Annotated in this window: 18 protein-coding genes; 10 read left to right on the plus strand and 8 right to left on the minus strand. The window is 72.3% G+C overall.

The window, feature by feature from the left end; genetic code table 11:
- Window positions 1-198 precede the first annotated feature (198 nt).
- A complete protein-coding gene (locus NOO62_RS05745; RefSeq protein WP_268769819.1) occupies window positions 199-882 on the plus strand; it encodes a glycerophosphodiester phosphodiesterase in 684 nt (227 codons plus the stop codon).
- 18 nt (window positions 883-900) lie between these two features.
- Here NOO62_RS05745 and NOO62_RS05750 read toward each other — a convergent pair whose 3' ends face one another.
- Complete coding sequence (locus tag NOO62_RS05750) at window positions 901-1,452, minus strand: GNAT family N-acetyltransferase (protein WP_268769820.1); 552 nt, start codon at window positions 1,450-1,452, stop codon at window positions 901-903.
- Between the two features lie 83 nt (window positions 1,453-1,535).
- On the opposite strand from NOO62_RS05750, the gene NOO62_RS05755 reads away from it, so the two are divergent.
- Window positions 1,536-1,928 (plus strand): VOC family protein, encoded by a 393-nt coding sequence (locus tag NOO62_RS05755; RefSeq protein WP_268769821.1) that lies wholly within the window; start codon window positions 1,536-1,538, stop codon window positions 1,926-1,928.
- Here NOO62_RS05755 and NOO62_RS05760 read toward each other — a convergent pair.
- On the minus strand, window positions 1,910-2,317 hold the full coding sequence (locus tag NOO62_RS05760; protein ID WP_268769822.1) for a hypothetical protein: 408 nt from the start codon (window positions 2,315-2,317) through the stop codon (window positions 1,910-1,912). The genes NOO62_RS05755 and NOO62_RS05760 overlap by 19 nt on opposite strands.
- Before the next feature lie 209 nt (window positions 2,318-2,526).
- On the opposite strand from NOO62_RS05760, the gene NOO62_RS05765 reads away from it, so the two are divergent.
- On the plus strand, window positions 2,527-3,873 hold the full coding sequence (locus tag NOO62_RS05765; RefSeq protein ID WP_268769823.1) for an NAD(P)/FAD-dependent oxidoreductase: 1,347 nt from the start codon (window positions 2,527-2,529) through the stop codon (window positions 3,871-3,873).
- 7 nt (window positions 3,874-3,880) lie between these two features.
- Here the strand turns inward: NOO62_RS05765 and NOO62_RS05770 are convergent, their stop codons facing one another.
- Entirely contained in the window at window positions 3,881-4,417 is a 537-nt protein-coding gene (locus tag NOO62_RS05770; RefSeq protein ID WP_268769824.1) for a MarR family winged helix-turn-helix transcriptional regulator, read from the minus strand.
- Window positions 4,414-6,228 carry an FUSC family protein gene (locus tag NOO62_RS05775; protein ID WP_268769825.1) on the minus strand — a complete coding sequence of 605 codons (1,815 nt, stop codon included), beginning with the start codon at window positions 6,226-6,228 and terminating at the stop codon, window positions 4,414-4,416. Before NOO62_RS05775 ends, NOO62_RS05770 begins: the two co-directional genes overlap by 4 nt.
- Before the next feature lie 169 nt (window positions 6,229-6,397).
- On the opposite strand from NOO62_RS05775, the gene NOO62_RS05780 reads away from it, so the two are divergent.
- Window positions 6,398-6,952: a DUF5134 domain-containing protein gene (locus NOO62_RS05780; RefSeq protein WP_268769826.1), complete on the plus strand. Its 555-nt coding sequence runs from the start codon at window positions 6,398-6,400 to the stop codon at window positions 6,950-6,952.
- Here NOO62_RS05780 and NOO62_RS05785 read toward each other — a convergent pair.
- Window positions 6,942-7,613 carry an HAD family hydrolase gene (locus NOO62_RS05785; protein WP_268769827.1) on the minus strand — a complete coding sequence of 224 codons (672 nt, stop codon included), beginning with the start codon at window positions 7,611-7,613 and terminating at the stop codon, window positions 6,942-6,944. The two genes, NOO62_RS05780 and NOO62_RS05785, sit on opposite strands and share 11 nt — an antisense overlap.
- A 141-nt stretch (window positions 7,614-7,754) precedes the next feature.
- Between NOO62_RS05785 and NOO62_RS05790 the strand changes: the two genes are divergently transcribed.
- From NOO62_RS05790 to NOO62_RS05800, 3 genes are all read left to right on the plus strand, one after another.
- Window positions 7,755-8,690 carry a M56 family metallopeptidase gene (locus NOO62_RS05790; RefSeq protein WP_268769828.1) on the plus strand — a complete coding sequence of 312 codons (936 nt, stop codon included), beginning with the start codon at window positions 7,755-7,757 and terminating at the stop codon, window positions 8,688-8,690.
- A gap of 91 nt (window positions 8,691-8,781) precedes the next feature.
- Complete coding sequence (locus NOO62_RS05795) at window positions 8,782-9,468, plus strand: phosphatase PAP2 family protein (RefSeq protein WP_268769829.1); 687 nt, start codon at window positions 8,782-8,784, stop codon at window positions 9,466-9,468.
- Between the two features lie 193 nt (window positions 9,469-9,661).
- Complete coding sequence (locus NOO62_RS05800; protein ID WP_268769830.1) at window positions 9,662-10,321, plus strand: TetR/AcrR family transcriptional regulator; 660 nt, start codon at window positions 9,662-9,664, stop codon at window positions 10,319-10,321.
- On the opposite strand, the gene NOO62_RS05805 is transcribed toward NOO62_RS05800, so the two are convergent.
- Complete coding sequence (locus NOO62_RS05805) at window positions 10,287-11,789, minus strand: LVIVD repeat-containing protein (RefSeq protein WP_268769831.1); 1,503 nt, start codon at window positions 11,787-11,789, stop codon at window positions 10,287-10,289. The two genes, NOO62_RS05800 and NOO62_RS05805, sit on opposite strands and share 35 nt — an antisense overlap.
- Window positions 11,790-11,969: 180 nt before the next feature.
- Here NOO62_RS05805 and NOO62_RS05810 point away from each other — a divergent pair, with 180 nt between their 5' ends.
- On the plus strand, window positions 11,970-12,629 hold the full coding sequence (locus NOO62_RS05810) for a DUF305 domain-containing protein (protein WP_268769832.1): 660 nt from the start codon (window positions 11,970-11,972) through the stop codon (window positions 12,627-12,629).
- 149 nt (window positions 12,630-12,778) lie between these two features.
- Window positions 12,779-14,149, plus strand: a complete 1,371-nt coding sequence (locus NOO62_RS05815; RefSeq protein ID WP_268769833.1) for an FAD-dependent oxidoreductase — start codon at window positions 12,779-12,781, stop codon at window positions 14,147-14,149.
- Here the strand turns inward: NOO62_RS05815 and NOO62_RS39240 are convergent.
- Complete coding sequence (locus NOO62_RS39240) at window positions 14,114-14,296, minus strand: LuxR C-terminal-related transcriptional regulator (RefSeq protein ID WP_414930972.1); 183 nt, start codon at window positions 14,294-14,296, stop codon at window positions 14,114-14,116. The two genes, NOO62_RS05815 and NOO62_RS39240, sit on opposite strands and share 36 nt — an antisense overlap.
- Window positions 14,293-14,466 (minus strand): hypothetical protein, encoded by a 174-nt coding sequence (locus NOO62_RS39245; protein WP_414930767.1) that lies wholly within the window; start codon window positions 14,464-14,466, stop codon window positions 14,293-14,295. Before NOO62_RS39245 ends, NOO62_RS39240 begins: the two co-directional genes overlap by 4 nt.
- A 410-nt stretch (window positions 14,467-14,876) precedes the next feature.
- On the opposite strand from NOO62_RS39245, the gene NOO62_RS05825 reads away from it, so the two are divergent.
- Window positions 14,877-15,623 carry an FG-GAP repeat domain-containing protein gene (locus NOO62_RS05825; RefSeq protein ID WP_268769834.1) on the plus strand — a complete coding sequence of 249 codons (747 nt, stop codon included), beginning with the start codon at window positions 14,877-14,879 and terminating at the stop codon, window positions 15,621-15,623.
- Window positions 15,624-15,654: the final 31 nt, after the last annotated feature.

Genomic DNA, 15,654 nt, shown 5'->3' on the forward strand with positions numbered 1-15,654 from the left:
CCCGTGAGCACCCGTGCCGTCCTTGTCGCCGCCCTGATCACCGGCCTCATCCTGGGGATCGCGGGAACCAGATCCGAGGAGTCCACTCACCCCCGTCCACACGGTTCCTTCACCGAGGCGGGCCATTAGGCTGCGACATTGCGCGCGGCTCCCCGGCCGCGCGGACGCCGAGCCTCCGTCGACGGAAGCGAGTGGATCTTGAACTTCCTCACCATCGGTCATCGTGGGGTCATGGGCGTCGAGCCCGAGAACACCCTGCGTTCCTTCGTCGCCGCGCAAGCGGCGGGCCTCGACCTCATCGAGCTGGATCTGCATCTGAGCAAGGACGGCGCCCTCGTCGTCATGCACGACGCCGACGTGGCCCGTACGACCGACGGCAAGGGGCCGATCGCCGAGAAGACCCTCGCCGAGCTGAGGGAGCTCGACGCGGGCCGCGGCGAGCGCGTCCCCGTCTTCGAGGAGGTCCTGGACGCGGTGAGGGCGCCGCTGCAGGCCGAGATCAAGGACGTCGCGGCCGCACGCGCCCTCGCCGAGGTCATGCTGCGCCGCGATCTGGTCGCGCGGGTGGAGGTGATCTCCTTCCACGACGAGGCGATCGCCGAGATCGCCCGCCTGGTCCCCGGCGTGCGGACCGCGCTCGTCGCGAGCCGCTACGGCACGGATGTCGTGGAGCGCGCCACCGCCGTCGGCGCGACCACGCTCGTCCTCAACATCCGGCGTCTGACGCTGGAGATCGTCGAGCGCGCCAGGAAGGCGGACCTGCGGATCATCGGCTGGGTCGTGAACAGCCAGGACGACCTGCGCCTGGTGCGGGCGCTGCAGCTGGACGGCGCGACCACGGACTACCCGGAGATCAAGCGGACGGGCCGCTTCACGGCCTAGGGACACAGGCCCCAGGCCCTAGGCCAGGTCCTTGACCAGCAGCTCGAACTGCAGGTCGTCGCGTTGCGGAATGCCGAAGCGCTCGTCGCCGTACGGGAAGGGGCTCATCTTTCCCGTACGGCGGTAGCCGCGCCGCTCGTACCAGGCGATGAGGTCGTCGCGGGCGGAGATCACGGTCATGTGCATCTCGCGGGCGTCCCACGTCTCGCGTGCCGTCCGCTCGGCCTCGGCGATGATCACCTTGCCGAAGCCCGCGCCCTGGAGGGCCGGGCTGACAGCGAACATGCCGAAGTAGGCGTGGTCCCCGCGGTGTTCGAGCTGGCAGCACGCGATGAGTGCGCCGTCCCGCTCGACGGCGAGCAGCCGGCTCGCCGGCGACTCGATGACGTCGACGACGCCCTGCGGGTCGGTGCGCTGCCCCTCCAGGAGGTCTGCCTCGGTGGTCCACCCGACGCGGCTCGCGTCTCCGCGGTACGCCGACTCGATGAGCGCGACGACGGCGTCCACGTCGGCGACTTCGGCGGCGCGGAACGTGAGCTCTCCTGGGGTGGGGCGCGGGGCGGTGTCCATGGACCTGGCTCTCCGAATTTTGGCGTGATGTCTGGGCGCCGTCGAGCCTAACCCCCGGGCCGCGGGCCCTAGGGTGCGGTCGCATGGTCCACGTATTGAGCAGCAGGACACTTCTGCGTCCCACCGACCCCGAGCGCTCGCGCGTGTTCTACGGCGGGATGCTCGGCCTCGGCGTCTACCGCGAGTTCGGCACCGGTCCCGAGCGCGGCACGGTCTACTTCCTCGGCGGGGGTTTCCTGGAGGTGTCGGGGCGCTCGGATGCCCCGCCCGCGCCGGGGCTCCGGCTGTGGCTCCAGGTCGCGGACGTCGCGGCGGCCCACGCGGAGCTGGTGGAGCGGGGCGTCGAGGTGGTGCGGCCGCCGGTCCGGGAGCCGTGGGGACTGGTCGAGATGTGGATCGCGGACCCGGACGGCGTCAGGATCGTTCTCGTCGAGGTCCCGCGGGACCACCCCATCCGCTACCGGCCGGGCGTCTGACCCTCCGAACCGTCCGACGCGTGCAACGGCAGCACGGGGAAGGTGTGGTCGCGCCAGATCAGGCGTGACGGCTCCTCCGGGCAGGCGGTGACGCTCGGCGCCGCGTCGAAGAGCTGCACGAGGCGCCGTTGGCGGTCGTACGCCGGCCGGCCGGGGTCGCCGTTCGCGGCGAACGAGGTCCATGCGGAGCGCATACGGGCGGAGAGGGTCTCCGCCTCGGATTCGGTCCCCTCCCCCGTACCTCCGTCGCCGATCAGCGCGGCGGGCTGGCCGCGGTCGAGGTTGCCGAAGACGAGGGGCACGTCCAGGCCGTGGCAGGCACCGAGTGACCCGGTCCGGGGCGCCGCCGAACTGCGGAGGAGGCGGTCCGTAGGCCCCTCAGGGAGCATCCCGCCCTCCCCCGGCGCGGCGCCGGCCATTTACGCAAGGCGCGCAAGCCGGGTAGTACAGATGCAGATGTGTGAAGCACGTCACACGAGCAATCCATCCAGGATGCAGGGGTACAAGGCCACGGGTACGGTCCGCAGAAGATCTTTCAGAGCCCTGACAGGCCCGACAGCCCTGAAGTCGATCTCCAACCGCTCAGGAGAGACATCACATGGCAGCTCCCCGGATCCTCATCGTCGGCGGCGGTTTCGCCGGCATGGAGTGCGCACACAAGCTGGAGAAGAAGCTCTCGCCCCACGAGGCCGAGCTGCGGCTGATCAGTCCGACGGACCACCAGCTGTATCTGCCGCTGCTGCCGCACGTCGCCTCCGGAGTGCTCACTCCGCAGTCGGTGGCCGTGCCGCTGCGCAGGATGCTGCGCCGCACCGCGATCGTGCCGGGCGGCGCCGTCGGCGTCGACCCCAAGGCCAAGGCGGTGGTCGTACGGAAGATCAACGGCGAGGAGGTCGTGGAGCGCTACGACTACCTGGTCCTGACGCCCGGCAGTGTCACGCGGCAGTTCGACATCCCCGGCGTCGACCGGTACGCGGTGGGCGTCAAGACGCTCGCCGAGGCCGCGTGGATCCGCGACCACGTCATCTCCCAGCTGGACCTGGCCGCCGCGAGCTCCAGCCGTGCGGAGCGGGAACAGCGGCTCCAGTTCGTGGTGGTCGGCGGCGGCTACGCGGGCGTGGAGACGGCCGCGTACCTCCAGCGCCTGACGTGCGCCGCGGTCAAGCGCTACCCGGGCCTGGACGTGTCGCAGATCAAGTGGCACGTGGTGGACGTCGCCCCGAAGCTGATGCCGGAGCTGGGCCCGCGGCTCGGCGACAAGGCGATGGAGATCCTCCAGCGCCGGGGCGTGAACGTGTCGCTCGGGGTGTCCGTGGCCAAGGCGACCGAGGACACCGTCACGCTCACCGACGACCGCGTCCTGCCGTGCCGCACGCTGATCTGGACCGCGGGTGTCGCGCCGAGCCCGCTCATCGCGACGCTGGGCGCGGAGACGAACCGGGGCCGGCTCGTCGTGCGCCCCGATCTGACGGTTCCCGGGCTCGACGGCGTCTTCGCGCTCGGCGACGCGGCGGCCGTACCCGACCTCGCCAAGGGCGGCGACGCGATCTGCCCGCCGACCGCGCAGCACGCCATGCGGCAGGGCTGGGCGGCGGCGAAGAACGTCGTCTCGGCCCTGCGCGGCTTCCCGCTCGCCGACTACCGGCACAAGGACATGGGCCTGGTCGTGGACCTCGGCGGCATCCAGGCGGTGTCGAAGCCGCTCGGTGTGCAGCTGACGGGGCTGCCCGCCCAGGTGGTGGCGCGCGGCTACCACCTGGGGGCGCTGCGCACGGTCACCGCACGCTTCCGGACGGCCGCGAACTGGGGCCTGAACGCGGTCGCGGGCGACGACTACGTACGCACCGGTTTCCAGGCGCAGCGGCCCGCCACGCTCAAGGACTTCGAGATGACGGACGCCTACCTGACGCAGGAGGAGATCATGAAGCGGGTGGAGGCGGCCTGAGGGCGCCTCAGCCTCTGCGCACGCCGAGGCGTCCCTCCAGCTGTGCGAGCAACTCGCCGAGTAGTCCGCTGAGTTGCCCCTGACCCGAGCCGTCGAGCACGGACAGGACGACCGTCTCGTACGCCAGCTGTTCAGGGAGGATCGCGTCGACCAGGTCGCGTCCCGCGTCGGTCAGTCCGACGTGCGCGACCCTGCGGTCCCGCGCGTCGGCACGCCGCTCGACCAGTTCCCGTTCCTGCAGTTGCTTGAGCCGTTTGGTGACGGCGGCCCCGGAGGAGAAGGTCTCGCGGGCCAGCTCGCCGGGGGTCAGCTCGTGTCCGGTGCGGCGCAACGCGCCGAGCAGGTCGAACTCGGCGCGGGTCAGGCCCGCCCGGCGCAGCGGCGCGTCCTCGGCCTGCTGGAGGAGGGCGGCGCAGCGGTTGATGCGGCCGATCACCTCCATGGGTCCGGTGTCGATGTCGGGCCGCACCGTCTGCCACTGCCGCACCACCGCGGCCACGGTGTCCCCGCCGTGGCCGGTCACCGGGCCGTTCTCCGTCGTCATGCTCGTGCGCCCTCCCAGGCGTCGGCGGCCCCTGCGCGGGCCCGCGTCCCCTGACCGTTCTCTCCGCCGTGGCCGTGCAGCCTGCGGACCGTCGCCGCGAGCGTACGGTGTCCGGCGCGTTCGGCGGCGAGCACCCGCTGCTCGGGCAGGGCTCGCTGCCACCATTCGCCCGCGGCGGCGTCCGCGGCGGCCCGCAGTTCGACGAGGGCCGCGGTGAGGCGGCGCCGGGCGGGTTCGACCGCGCCCGCTCCTGCGAGGCCCGCCTCGGCGTGCTCGCGCGCCCGGTCGGTGGCCGCGATGGCGTTCTCGATCTGGTCGACGGCGCGCCGGTTGGTGACGAGGACGGCGGCCGCGACGCCGAGGACGGCGCCCACGAGGGTGTCCACGACGCGGTCGAGGATCAGTTCGCCGGGCTGCTGGATCCGTGCGAACTCGGTGACGAGCAGCGCCATCGGCGTCACGCACACGCTGCCCAGCCAGTAGTTGCGGGTGATCAGCGCCTCCGCGCCGAAGGCGAGGGCCAGGCAGCACACGATGAGTTCGGCGTGGCCGAGGTGCGCGAACGGCGCGATGGCGGCGAACGCGAGCACTCCGATGAGGTTGCCGACCACGCGCTGCACGCCGCGGTTCCAGGTGAGGGTGACGTTGGCCTGGTAGAGGGAGGCGGCCGTGACCAGGGCCCAGTACGGCCGGCCGATGCCGAGCGCGAGCGAGGCGTACCCGGCGAGGGCGCAGCCGACCGCGGTGCGCAGCGCCACGGGCAGCAGCGGGGAGCCCGGGGCGAGCCGCCGCCACAGCGGGACCTTCGGCCCGGCGAGTTCGGCGTCGACGCCGAGGAGCTCCGCCTCCTCGCCGGGGTGCGCGCCGCGCGGGCGCGGGACGGCGCCGGTGCCGCGCAGCCCGGCCGCCCAGGAGCGCAGCGTCTCGGGGTCCGCGGCCTCGGGCACGGCGAGGGCTTCCTCGGCGCGGACGACGAGGCGGGCCAGGGAGCGCCGGGCCTGCACGGTCCGGGTGCCGGTGGCGAGCAGCGACTGCCAGGCGGCGTGCACGGCACCGGCCGCGGCGGCGCGGGCCCGCTCGGTGCCGGGTCCGGTGGGGGTGCCGGGTCCTGTGGCGTCGGCGCGGGTAGCGTCGGCGTGGGCGGCTTCGGCGTAGGCGGCGGTGGCGTGCAGGGCGCGTGCGGTGGCGCGGCGCTCGGGTCCGTGCGGGCGTACGAGGGCGGGGGCCATGCCGACGAGCCAGGCCACGGCGCCGCCCGCGAGGGTGAGGGCGAGGTGGCCGGGGACCTGGCCCAGGCTCTGCGGCGCGAAGAGGGTCGCCGAGCTGATGAACGTGAAGATCAGATGTCCCGGCGGTCCGACGCGTGTGGCGTCGCAGAGCGTCTTCTGCGCGGCGGCGAGCAGCGCGCCGACCGCGACGAGGACCGCGGCGGAGCCGGTGAGCGAGGCGGTGACGAGGGCGACGGCGATGCTCGCGGTCATGCCCGCGACGACTCCGGCGAGGACCCGGGCGCGGGCCGCGTAGGGGAGGTTGTGGGTGTAGAGGGCGCAGAAGGATCCGGCCATCGTGTACATCACGAGGTCGAGCCTGCCGAGGGCGAGCAGCGTCAGGTTCGGCAGGGCGGTGGCCACGACGACGCTGGTCGCGGGCTTGAACCAGATGTCGGACGGCTTGCCCGGCCGCAGCACACCGGCGAGCGGGAGCCTGCGGGCGCGGACGGGGCGGGGAGCGGCTTCGGTTCCGGGCGCGACGGCTTCGGCTTCGGAACCTGCCGCGGGTTCGGGGTGCGGGGACGGTGGCGTACTGCTCATACCCAAAAGGTTAGCAAGTGTTTTACCCGCAAACGATTTGGTTCCCGCGCCGCGCCCGCTCCCCCGTGCTCCCCGTGCACCCCCATGCGCTCGCGTACGGCGCCGCGCGCGCGGGCATCGACCCGACGACACCGTTCGACAGCTGACACCGTCGACAGGGGAGGGTGCGGTGCACGGACCGGCACAGGCCGCCTGGCTGCTCGTCGCGCTCTGCGCGGGTACCGGGGCCTACTGTCTGCTGCGCATGCGCAGTCGGATCGAGGAACAGCGCCGCACGGCCGGCGGCGAGGCGCTCATGGGGTTCGGGATGGCGGTGATGGCCGTGCCCGCGGCCGTCCTCGCGCCGCCGCGCTGGGCGTGGCTGGTCTACGCCGCGGTGTTCGGCGCGGCCGCGCTGCACACCGTATGGGCGGCCCGGACCGACCCGCACCACCTCCATCACCTCGTCGGCGCGTTCGCGATGGTCTACATGTCGGTGGCGATGGCCACGGCGCCCGGCACGCACGCGGGGCACGGGGGAGCCGGCGTTCCGTTGCTGACCGGCGCGCTCCTGCTGTACTTCGCCGGGTACGTCCTGTGGTCCGGCGCGCGGCTGGCCCCCCGGGCGGTCTCCTCGCCTGCGGGCGGCGCGGCGGTGCTGGGGTGGGCGGACCGCTCCGAGGTGGCGCTGGCGTGCCGGCTGTCGATGGGGATCGGGATGGTGGCGATGCTGCTCACGCTGTAGGAGGCGCGGCGTCCTGCGACCTCCGCCCGATCAGCTCGGTCAGCGCCGTGAGGCTGTCGATCCGCAGGTCCGCCGCGTCGGCGACGTCCGGATGGTCCGCCCAGTAGTGCCCCCAGGGGCCGCGGCGGATGTGCGCCGTCCGCAGCCCGGCCCGTTGGGCGGGGAAGATGTCGTGGGCGGGGTGGTCGCCGACGTGGAGCGTGGCCTTCGGGTCGGCCTGGGCCGCTTCGAGCACCCGCGTGAAGAAGTCCGGGTCGGGCTTGGCCACGCCCCAGTCGCCCGAGGCGGCGATGTGGTCGACGGGCAGGTCGAGGCCGCGCAGAAGTTCCGCCATACGCGCCGTGCCGTCCCCGGCGACGACGACGCGGATGCCCAGTTTCTGGAGACCGCCGAGGGCGGGCCGCACGTCCTGGTAGAGGTCGGCCTCGCTCAGATGCTCGCCCCGGCCCGCCGTCTCGCGGGCGCGACTGGCCGAGGTGATGTCCATGTCGGGGCTGACGAGCCGCAGCGCGTCGGCCCTGTCCCCGCCCTGGACGACGACGGCTCCGACGAGCGCGGACAGGGTGTGGCGCGGCACTTGCAGCCAGTCCGCCCACGCAGCCCAGTAGCGGTCGTCTTTGGTGAGGGTCTCCCCCACGTCGAACACGATGGTCTCGATCATCATCCGCACCCTAACGGTCACCCGCTGTCCGGTTTGGGGGCGTCACTCGTACGTGAGGTATGCCCGTGTCGGCCGTGGCGTGCGTCACTTGGAGTGGCTGCCCATACCCTCGGGTAGTCCGACCCTCATAGGCTGGGCGCCATGATGGTCCCCGTCGCACTGTTGCTGCTGGGCGCCCTGACCGCTGTCGTAGCCCCCCGGATGCTCGCGCGGGCCGACTGGCCGGAGCGCGAACCCGTGGTCGCGCTGTGGGCCTGGCAGTGCGTGGTGGCGGGTGTCCTGCTCTGCTGCGCTCTCTCGATGACCCTGAGCGCGGCCGCCGCGTGGCAGGCCGTGCGCGGCCACCTCTTCGCGCCCGCGCCGCACGCCGTGGTCGAGGCGTACGCGCTGCAGGCGCCCGGCCCTTGGGCCGCCGCGACCGCCGTAGTCCTCGCCTGTGGTGGTGTGTGGAGTGCGGTCATGCTGGCCAGGGAGATCGTGCGGGCGCGGGTCCGGCGGGCGGGCAGCAGGGCCGAACTGATCGTACGCTCCCCCTTGTTGCCCGGCGAGGAGCCGGGCAACAACCGTCTCGTGGTCCTGGAGGGCGAGCGCCCCGACGCCTGGTGGCTGCCGGGCCAGGCACCTCAACTGGTCGTCACCACGGCCGCGTTGCGCCGCCTGAAGGGCCGTCAGCTGGATGCGGTGCTCGCCCATGAACAGGGTCACGCGCAGGCCAGGCACGACTGGTTGCTGCACTGTTCGGGGGCGCTGGCCATCGGGTTCCCGCAGGTGCGGGTGTTCGCGGCGTTCCGCGACGAGATGCACCGGCTGGTGGAGCTGGCCGCGGACGATGTGGCGTCGCGTCGGTTCGGCCGTCTGACGATCGCCCTCGCGCTGGTCGAACTGAACGAGGACCGGGGTGTCTTCGGCCCCTGTCCGGCCCATCAGGCGCACGTCCCGCAGCGCGTGCACCGTCTCCTCGCGGCCCGCCCGCGCCTCACCGCGGGCCGCAGGCTCCGGCTGACGGCGACGGCCGCGCTGGTGCCGGTGATCCCCGTCCTCGTCACGTTCGTGCCGGGCCTGCGCGCGCTGGGCTGAGCGCCTGTGCCATGGCCCTCCGGCGGGCGGCGCGCCACGCCCTGCCGCCCCGGGATGGCCTGGAACCCGCCCTGTCGGCGAGGATCACTTCATGTACTCCGCGCCCACCGACACCCCGACCCGACCGCCCGGCGCCCGGGCCGCGCTCATCGCCGCGGTCCTATGCGTGCTTTCGCTCCTTCTGCTCCTCCTGGTCTCGCTGGAGTGGGGACCGCTGCTCACGCTCGACGGTGACATCGCGCGCACCACCCACCGCTGGGCCGTGGACGAATCCGGGATCACGCGCGTCAGCCGCATCCTCACCGACTGGGTGTGGGACCCCTGGACGATGCGTGCGCTCTGCGCCGTGGTGGTGATCCGGCTCGCGCTGCGCGGGGCGTGGCGGCCGGCGCTCTGGCTGACCGGCACCTGCGCGGTCGGCTCCGCGCTGCAGCAGGGCCTGAAGGCCGCGGTGGACCGGCCGCGCCCGGTCTGGCCGGACCCGGTGGACTCCGCGCACTACGCGGCGTTCCCTTCGGGGCACGCGATGACGGCGGTGCTCGTCTGCGGCCTGCTCCTGTGGGTGCTGCACATGTACGGCGCCCGCCCCGCCCTGTGGCGCACCTGCCTGGCCCTCGCCGCGCTCTCCGTCGTCGGCGTCGGCGTGACCCGCATCTGGCTCGGCGTGCACTGGGCGTCGGACGTCGTGGGCGGCTGGCTGCTGGGAGCCCTGATGGTGGCGCTGGCCATCGCGACGTACACGTACGGCCCCGGCAAACGCACGCCCGACGCGACGTGACCGCGCACTCCGGTCACCGACCGCCCCACCGCCCCCGACTCCATGGAGGATCCCGCGCATGACCATCAGGGGCGTGCTCTTCAACGGACGGGACACAGAGGTCCGGGGCAGGCAACACTCCCCCGCGGTGCTGCCTGCCCCAGGCCCGCACTGAGTATATTGGCTCGGAGCCAGTCAACGCAGGAGTTACAGAATGTCCCCGCGCAGTCCATCGGTCAATGAAGAATTGCGCAGACGTTCCCGGGAGCGGCTGCTGCAGGCGACGGTGGAGCTGGTCGGCGAGCGCGGTTACGAGGCCACGACGCTCGGGCACATCGCGGACCGCGCCGGCGCCGCCCGCGGCCTGGTGTCGTACTACTTCCCGGGCAAGCGCCAACTGCTGCAGTCCGCGGTGCACCGGCTCATGCACCGCACGCTGGACGAGGCGCTGGAGCGGGAGCCGCGCACCGCGGACGGGCACGAGCGGCTGGCGCGCGCCGTCGACGCGATCCTGGGCCTGGCCGTCGACGAACCGCTGCTCATGCGCACGCACATGGCGGGCATCCTCCAGGCGGAGGGGTTCGTGCAATGTCCCGAGCAGCAGCGTCTCGCGGAGCTGCTGCGGGACACCGTGGTGCGGTACGGGTCGCAGGACCCCGACCGGGACTATCCGCTGCTGCGCGCGCTCCTGATGGGCGCGGTCTTCGCGCTGCTCATCCCCGGTGCGCCGATGCCCCTGAAGACGTTGCGCGCCGAGCTGTTCCAGCGGTACGACCTCGACTGGAAGCTCGGCTTCCCGCCGGGCGGCGAACCGCCCGACGGGGCTTCCCCGAACGGGACTAGTCGAAGTAGTCCGGCTGCGTCTGGACGTTGAGCTCGTCCAGGCGGACCCGCTGGGCGGAGTCGGTCCGCTTGTCGTTGATCTTCAGGACGTCGAGGCCCTTCTCGATGTCGTTCGAGTAGACCCGGCCGTTGTAGTAGTACGCGGACCACGAGCCCGCCGTGGTGATCTTGTCGGTGGTGTGCGGGCCGCGCTCGAAGTAGCCGATCTCCTTGGGCTTGCTGGAGTTGGTGAAGTCCCAGACGGAGACGCCGCCCTGGTACCAGGCCTGGACCATGAGGTCCTTGCCCCTGACCGGGATCAGCGAGCCGTTGTGGGCCACGCAGTTCTCGGTGTCGGCCTGGTGACGCGGGATCTTGAAGTAGCTCTTGAAGACCAGCTTGCGCTTGTCGCCCTTGCCCTTGACCTCGTAGATGCCGTTGGCGCCGCGCTCGGGTCCGGTGGCCGCGTTGCAGGTCGCGCCGGAGCCGCCGCCGAGCTCGTCGGTGAAGACGACCTTGTTCGCCCGCTGGTTGAACGTCGCCGAGTGCCAGAACGCGAAGTTGGTGTTGTCCTGGACCTGGTCGATGACCTTCGGGTTCTCCGGGTCCTTGATGGAGAAGAGGATGCCGTCGCCCATGCAGGCGCCCGCCGCGAGGTCCTCGGACGGCAGCACGGTGATGTCGTGGCAGCCGGTGGTCTTGGAGACGCCCGGGTTGGTGGGCCCGCCGGGGTTGCCGCCGCCGTCAGGACTCTCACCGGGGAAAAGCACGGGGAAGTTCACGACCGCGGCCTTCTGCGGGGCCTTGCGCGGCACCTTGATGACCGAGATCCCGTCGTGCGGAGGCCGGCAGTCCGGGAACGTCGCGTTCGGGGAGTACGAGGAGACGTACACGTAGACGTTCCTGCGCTCCGGCACCAGCGTGTGCGTGTGCGAGCCGCAGGCGGTCTCGACGGCGGAGACGTACCTGGGGTTCGACTTGTCGCTGATGTCGAAGATCTTCATGCCCTCCCAGGAGGACTTCTCCGTGGCGGGCTGCGTGGTGCTCTTGCAGGAGTTGTCGCTGCGCGAGGAGTCCGTGGACAGGAAGAGCAGGTTGCCGGAGACGGAGACGTCGTTCTGCGATCCCGGGCACAGCACCTGCGAAACGGTCTTCGGGGCCTTCGGGTTGCTGATGTCGTAGATGCGGAAACCGTCGTAGTTACCGGCGAAGGCGTACTTGCCCTGGAACGCGATGTCCGTGTTGAGGCCCGGCAGCGCGTCCTTGGGGATGTTGGCCAGGTGCTCGATGTTGGCGGAGTGGACGACCTCGCCGGGCGCGGGTATCTCCCCGCGTTCGATGGCCTTCTCCGTCCGGGCTTCGTCGCTCTTGGAGACGCCCTTCGGGGCGGCGGGGCTGTCACCGGGGTCGGGGACGGCTCCCGCGGGTGCGGCGGTCAGCAGCGCGGCCAGCAGTCCGGCCGCGGCCGCTCCGACTCCCAGGCGTCTGCGTCGAGTTCGGGAATTGTTCAACAGGGTCACTGCGTCCTCCCTTGTCGCCGTTCGCAGTTGAACGGTTCACGGACACCCGAAGTATCGTGCTCATCATGCACAGATCAACAGAGGGGGAAGCGGACCCGTAACGAGAGTTTCCGATCGCGAGTGGTCATCCGCGTGCTAGTACGGACCCCAACTCGTCGCCGTGTGCCGCAGGAGGTCTCTGTGCTCAACCGTCGTACATCCGCCGTCACCGCGTTCCTGGCGGCAGCCGTTCTCGTGCTCGGGGGGTGCGACTCCGACGGGGGCGGCGGGAGCGGGCCCGACGCCGAACCCAAGGCGGCGGCCGAGCCCTCGGTGATCGCGCCGGGCAAACCGGGCGAGACCGCGGCGACGATGTCCGCGGAGGACGCCGCGCGGCAGAGATCCGAGGACGACTCCCCCAACACCGCCGACTTCACCTATACGCAGATGATGATCGTGCACCACGGCCAGGCCCTGGAGATGACCGAACTCGCGCCCGGGCGAGCGGAGTCGAAGCGGGTCGAGCGGCTCGCGTCACGCATCGCCGCGGCGCAGCGGCCGGAGATCGGCGCGATGAAGGGCTGGCTGAAGAAGCACGGCGGCCCGCGCGAACACGCCGGGCACGACCACGCGACCATGCCGGGCATGGCCAGTGCGGCGCAGCTGAAGCAGTTGCGCGCAGCGAAGGGCGGTGCGTTCGACGAGCTCTTCCTGAAACTGATGATCACGCACCACAGCGGGGCGGTCACGATGGCCACGGATGTGCTCTCCGAGGGCAACAACATCCAGGTCGAGGAGATGGCGAACGACGTGGTGGCGCAGCAGTCGAGTGAGATCGGGCGGATGCGGGAGATGGGCTGAGGGCGCCCGGGCCCGCCCTCTGACGGGACGCCGAGCCGCACGGACGGATGCGCGGACGGCCGCTCGGACGGACGCGCACCCCTGACATCACGCTCCCCTGGTGCGATCCTGAGACCGTCCCGGGCTCGTCTCGCGGAAGGAGCACCACCGTGCTGCAGGTCGCCGTCGTCGGTTCGGGTCCCAGCGGGGTGTACGCCGCGCAGTCCCTCGTCCAGCAGGACCGGGTGCCGGACGTGCGGGTGGACGTGCTCGACCGCCTCCCCTGCCCGTACGGCCTGGTGCGGTACGGGGTGGCGCCGGACCACGAGAAGATCAAGTCGCTGCAGAACAACCTGCGCACGGTCCTCGAGCACGAGCGCGTGCGCTTCCTCGGCTCCGTCGAGATCGGCCCCGGCGCCCTGCCCCCGGCCCGGCTCCTCGGCCTCTACCACGCGGTGGTCTACTGCGTCGGCGCGGCGGCCGACCGCAGGCTCGGGGTGCCCGGCGAGGACCTGCCGGGCAGCTTCTCCGCGACGGAGTTCGTCTCCTGGTACAGCGCGCATCCGGACGCGTCGGCGGACGCGTACGGGAAGGACGGGTTCGTACGGGACGTGGAGTCCGCCGTCGTCATCGGAATCGGCAACGTCGCGGTGGACGTCGCCCGCATGCTGGTGCGCGGCGCCGCCGAACTGCTCCCCACGGACATGCCGGACGCCGCGCTCGGGGTGCTCGCGGGCAGCGGGGTGCGCGAGGTGTCGATGGTGGGCCGGCGCGGGCCCTCGCAGGCGCGGTTCACCACCAAGGAACTGCGGGAGCTCGGCGCGCTGCCGGACACGGAGATCCTGGTGGACCGGGCGGAGCTGGCACTCGACCCCGCGTTCGCCGACCCGTCGGGGCTGCCCGCGGCGAGCCGTCGCAACGTGGAGGTGCTGCGCGGCTGGGCCGAGCGCCCCGAGCAGGGCCTCACCCGCCGGATCAGGCTCCGTTTCTTCCTGCGGCCGGTCTCCCTGGCGGCGGGGACGACGGGGCACGTCGCAGGGACCCGGTTCGAGCGGACCCTGCCGGACGGCTCGGGCGGGGTGACGGGTTCGGGGCGGTACGAGGACATCCCGGCGCAGCTGGTGCTGCGCTCGGTGGGCTACCGAGGGGTGCCCATCGAGGGGCTGCCGTTCGACGCGGGGCGGGGCACGGTGCCGCACGCGGCGGGGCGGGTGCTGCGCGACGGGGTCCCGGCGCCCGGCGAGTACGTGGCGGGCTGGATCAAACGCGGCCCGACCGGCGTCATCGGCACGAACCGCCCGTGCTCCAAGGAGACGGTGCTCTCCTTGCTGGACGACGCCCCCGCGCTCGTACGGAGGCAGCTCCCGGCGGATCCACTGGCAGGGCTGCGGGCGGCCGGAGTGCGACCGGTCGAGTGGCCGGGCTGGCTGGCCATCGAACGCGCGGAGGCGGAACTGGGCCACTCACTCGGCCGCGGCATCGTCAAGATCCCGGACTGGGCGGGGCTACGGGCGGCGGCGGCCCGGGGGGTGGGGCGATGACACGGGCTCCAAGCGGCGCTGCTGCCTCACTCGTCCAGCAGACCCAGCCGGTGAGCCGCCGCCGCTGCCCGACGCGTTCAGTTTGGGGAGGATGTCGGAGACGTGGACGCTCGCCGTCTTCGGTGAGATGAAGAGCTCCTCCGCTATTTGGCGGTTGCTGCGTCCGGCCGCACCAGGCGCAGCACGTCGCGCTCCCGTGCGGTCAGGCCCAGGGCCGCCGCCGGGGGCGGAGCGGGTACCGGTCCGTCCCGGTGGAACGGGATCCGGGCGCGGGCGGCGAACACGGTGATGTCCGTGGCGAGTGGGGTCGCGCCCATCTCGTGCGCCGCCGCGGCGGCCTGGCGCAGCAGGTCTCCGGCCGTGGCGCGGGAGCCCGGGCCCCCTGGGTGATCAGGGTCTCCGCCGAGGACGGCCAGTTCGGCGCCCCGGCGACGAGGTCGGAGTTCACGTGACGGCTCCGCACGGTGCCGTGCATCGCACGGCGTAGGAGACGACGGACAGCGGCGCCGGTGCGGGGGCCCCGCGGGCGGCCGCGTCCCAGTCGCGCATTCCAGGCGACCCGCGTTCCCCCAGGTCAGAGGCCCATTTGGCGTTCCAGCGTCCCCAACTGCCCGGCATTCGTGGCGGTTGGGACGGGTGACCCCGCAGGGTTGGACCGTGCTCGCCGGGAGTTCCGCTCACGGCTTCTGGAGCACGGATCTCACGGCAACGACATGGGAGTTCGTACATGCTTCGCAAGCGCTCACGTCTGATCGCCGCCCCGGTCGCGGCGGTCGCCCTGACCCTGACCGTCACCGGCTACCAGGCCAGTGCGGCCGGGACGTCGGATTCGGACGGAACGGGCCGGTCCGTCACGACCGCACGTGCGGCGGCCCCCTGCCTGTCCGACGCCACGACCCTGCTCGGCGACCTCGACGGCGACGGCCGCCCGGACAGGATCGCGAACCCCGGGCTCAACGGCACGAAGATGACGGTCCAGTGGGGGGCCGCCGACGGCTCGTTCGGCACGAAGCAGAACGTCGGCAAGCTGGTCGGCGTCAAGCGGGGCGAGGTCGCGACCGCCGCGGTCGCCGACTTCCAGAAGGACGGCAAGCTGGACCTGGTCGTCAACATCGTCGAGCCGTCCGGTGTCGACGACCCCGCGACGGCCCGCGTCGCCGACTACCGGCCCGGACCGCTCAAGCGCGCCGACCTGACCTCCGCCCGCACCCGCCACCTGGACATCGGCGACTCCCGCGAGGCCAAGGAGCTCCGGATCGCCAACTACGGCGACGACGCGTACCCGGACCTCGCGATCCTCGGCAACGCCGGTGACGGCGTGTGGGAGCGCAACGTACGCCTGTCGAAGGCGAACAGCGGCCCCGGCAACCACAACCAGGACCACGAGCAGAAGTACGGCGCCTGGGGCACCCCGGCCGAGCCGCCGGCCATGCCCGGCGACGGCTGGAAGCACTTCTACACGTCGTGCTCCTGACCCGACCGTCGTGCTCCTGACCTGACCGGTT

It is taken from the genome of Streptomyces sp. Je 1-369, assembly GCF_026810505.1.
In the GTDB taxonomy this organism is placed as follows: domain Bacteria; phylum Actinomycetota; class Actinomycetes; order Streptomycetales; family Streptomycetaceae; genus Streptomyces.

Excerpts from the sequence above, each read along its gene's own strand:
- NOO62_RS05750 (WP_268769820.1), bottom strand. The coding sequence starts at position 1,452 with ATGGACACCGCCCCGCGCCCCACCCCAGGAGAGCTCACGTTCCGCGCC.
- NOO62_RS05755 (WP_268769821.1), top strand. The coding sequence starts at position 1,536 with ATGGTCCACGTATTGAGCAGCAGGACACTTCTGCGTCCCACCGACCCC.
- NOO62_RS05760 (WP_268769822.1), bottom strand. The coding sequence starts at position 2,317 with ATGCTCCCTGAGGGGCCTACGGACCGCCTCCTCCGCAGTTCGGCGGCG.
- NOO62_RS05765 (WP_268769823.1), top strand. The coding sequence starts at position 2,527 with ATGGCAGCTCCCCGGATCCTCATCGTCGGCGGCGGTTTCGCCGGCATG.
- NOO62_RS05770 (WP_268769824.1), bottom strand. The coding sequence starts at position 4,417 with ATGACGACGGAGAACGGCCCGGTGACCGGCCACGGCGGGGACACCGTG.
- NOO62_RS05775 (WP_268769825.1), bottom strand. The coding sequence starts at position 6,228 with ATGAGCAGTACGCCACCGTCCCCGCACCCCGAACCCGCGGCAGGTTCC.
- NOO62_RS05785 (WP_268769827.1), bottom strand. The coding sequence starts at position 7,613 with ATGATCGAGACCATCGTGTTCGACGTGGGGGAGACCCTCACCAAAGAC.
- NOO62_RS05790 (WP_268769828.1), top strand. The coding sequence starts at position 7,755 with ATGATGGTCCCCGTCGCACTGTTGCTGCTGGGCGCCCTGACCGCTGTC.
- NOO62_RS05795 (WP_268769829.1), top strand. The coding sequence starts at position 8,782 with ATGTACTCCGCGCCCACCGACACCCCGACCCGACCGCCCGGCGCCCGG.
- NOO62_RS05800 (WP_268769830.1), top strand. The coding sequence starts at position 9,662 with ATGTCCCCGCGCAGTCCATCGGTCAATGAAGAATTGCGCAGACGTTCC.
- NOO62_RS39245 (WP_414930767.1), bottom strand. The coding sequence starts at position 14,466 with ATGGGCGCGACCCCACTCGCCACGGACATCACCGTGTTCGCCGCCCGC.
- NOO62_RS05825 (WP_268769834.1), top strand. The coding sequence starts at position 14,877 with ATGCTTCGCAAGCGCTCACGTCTGATCGCCGCCCCGGTCGCGGCGGTC.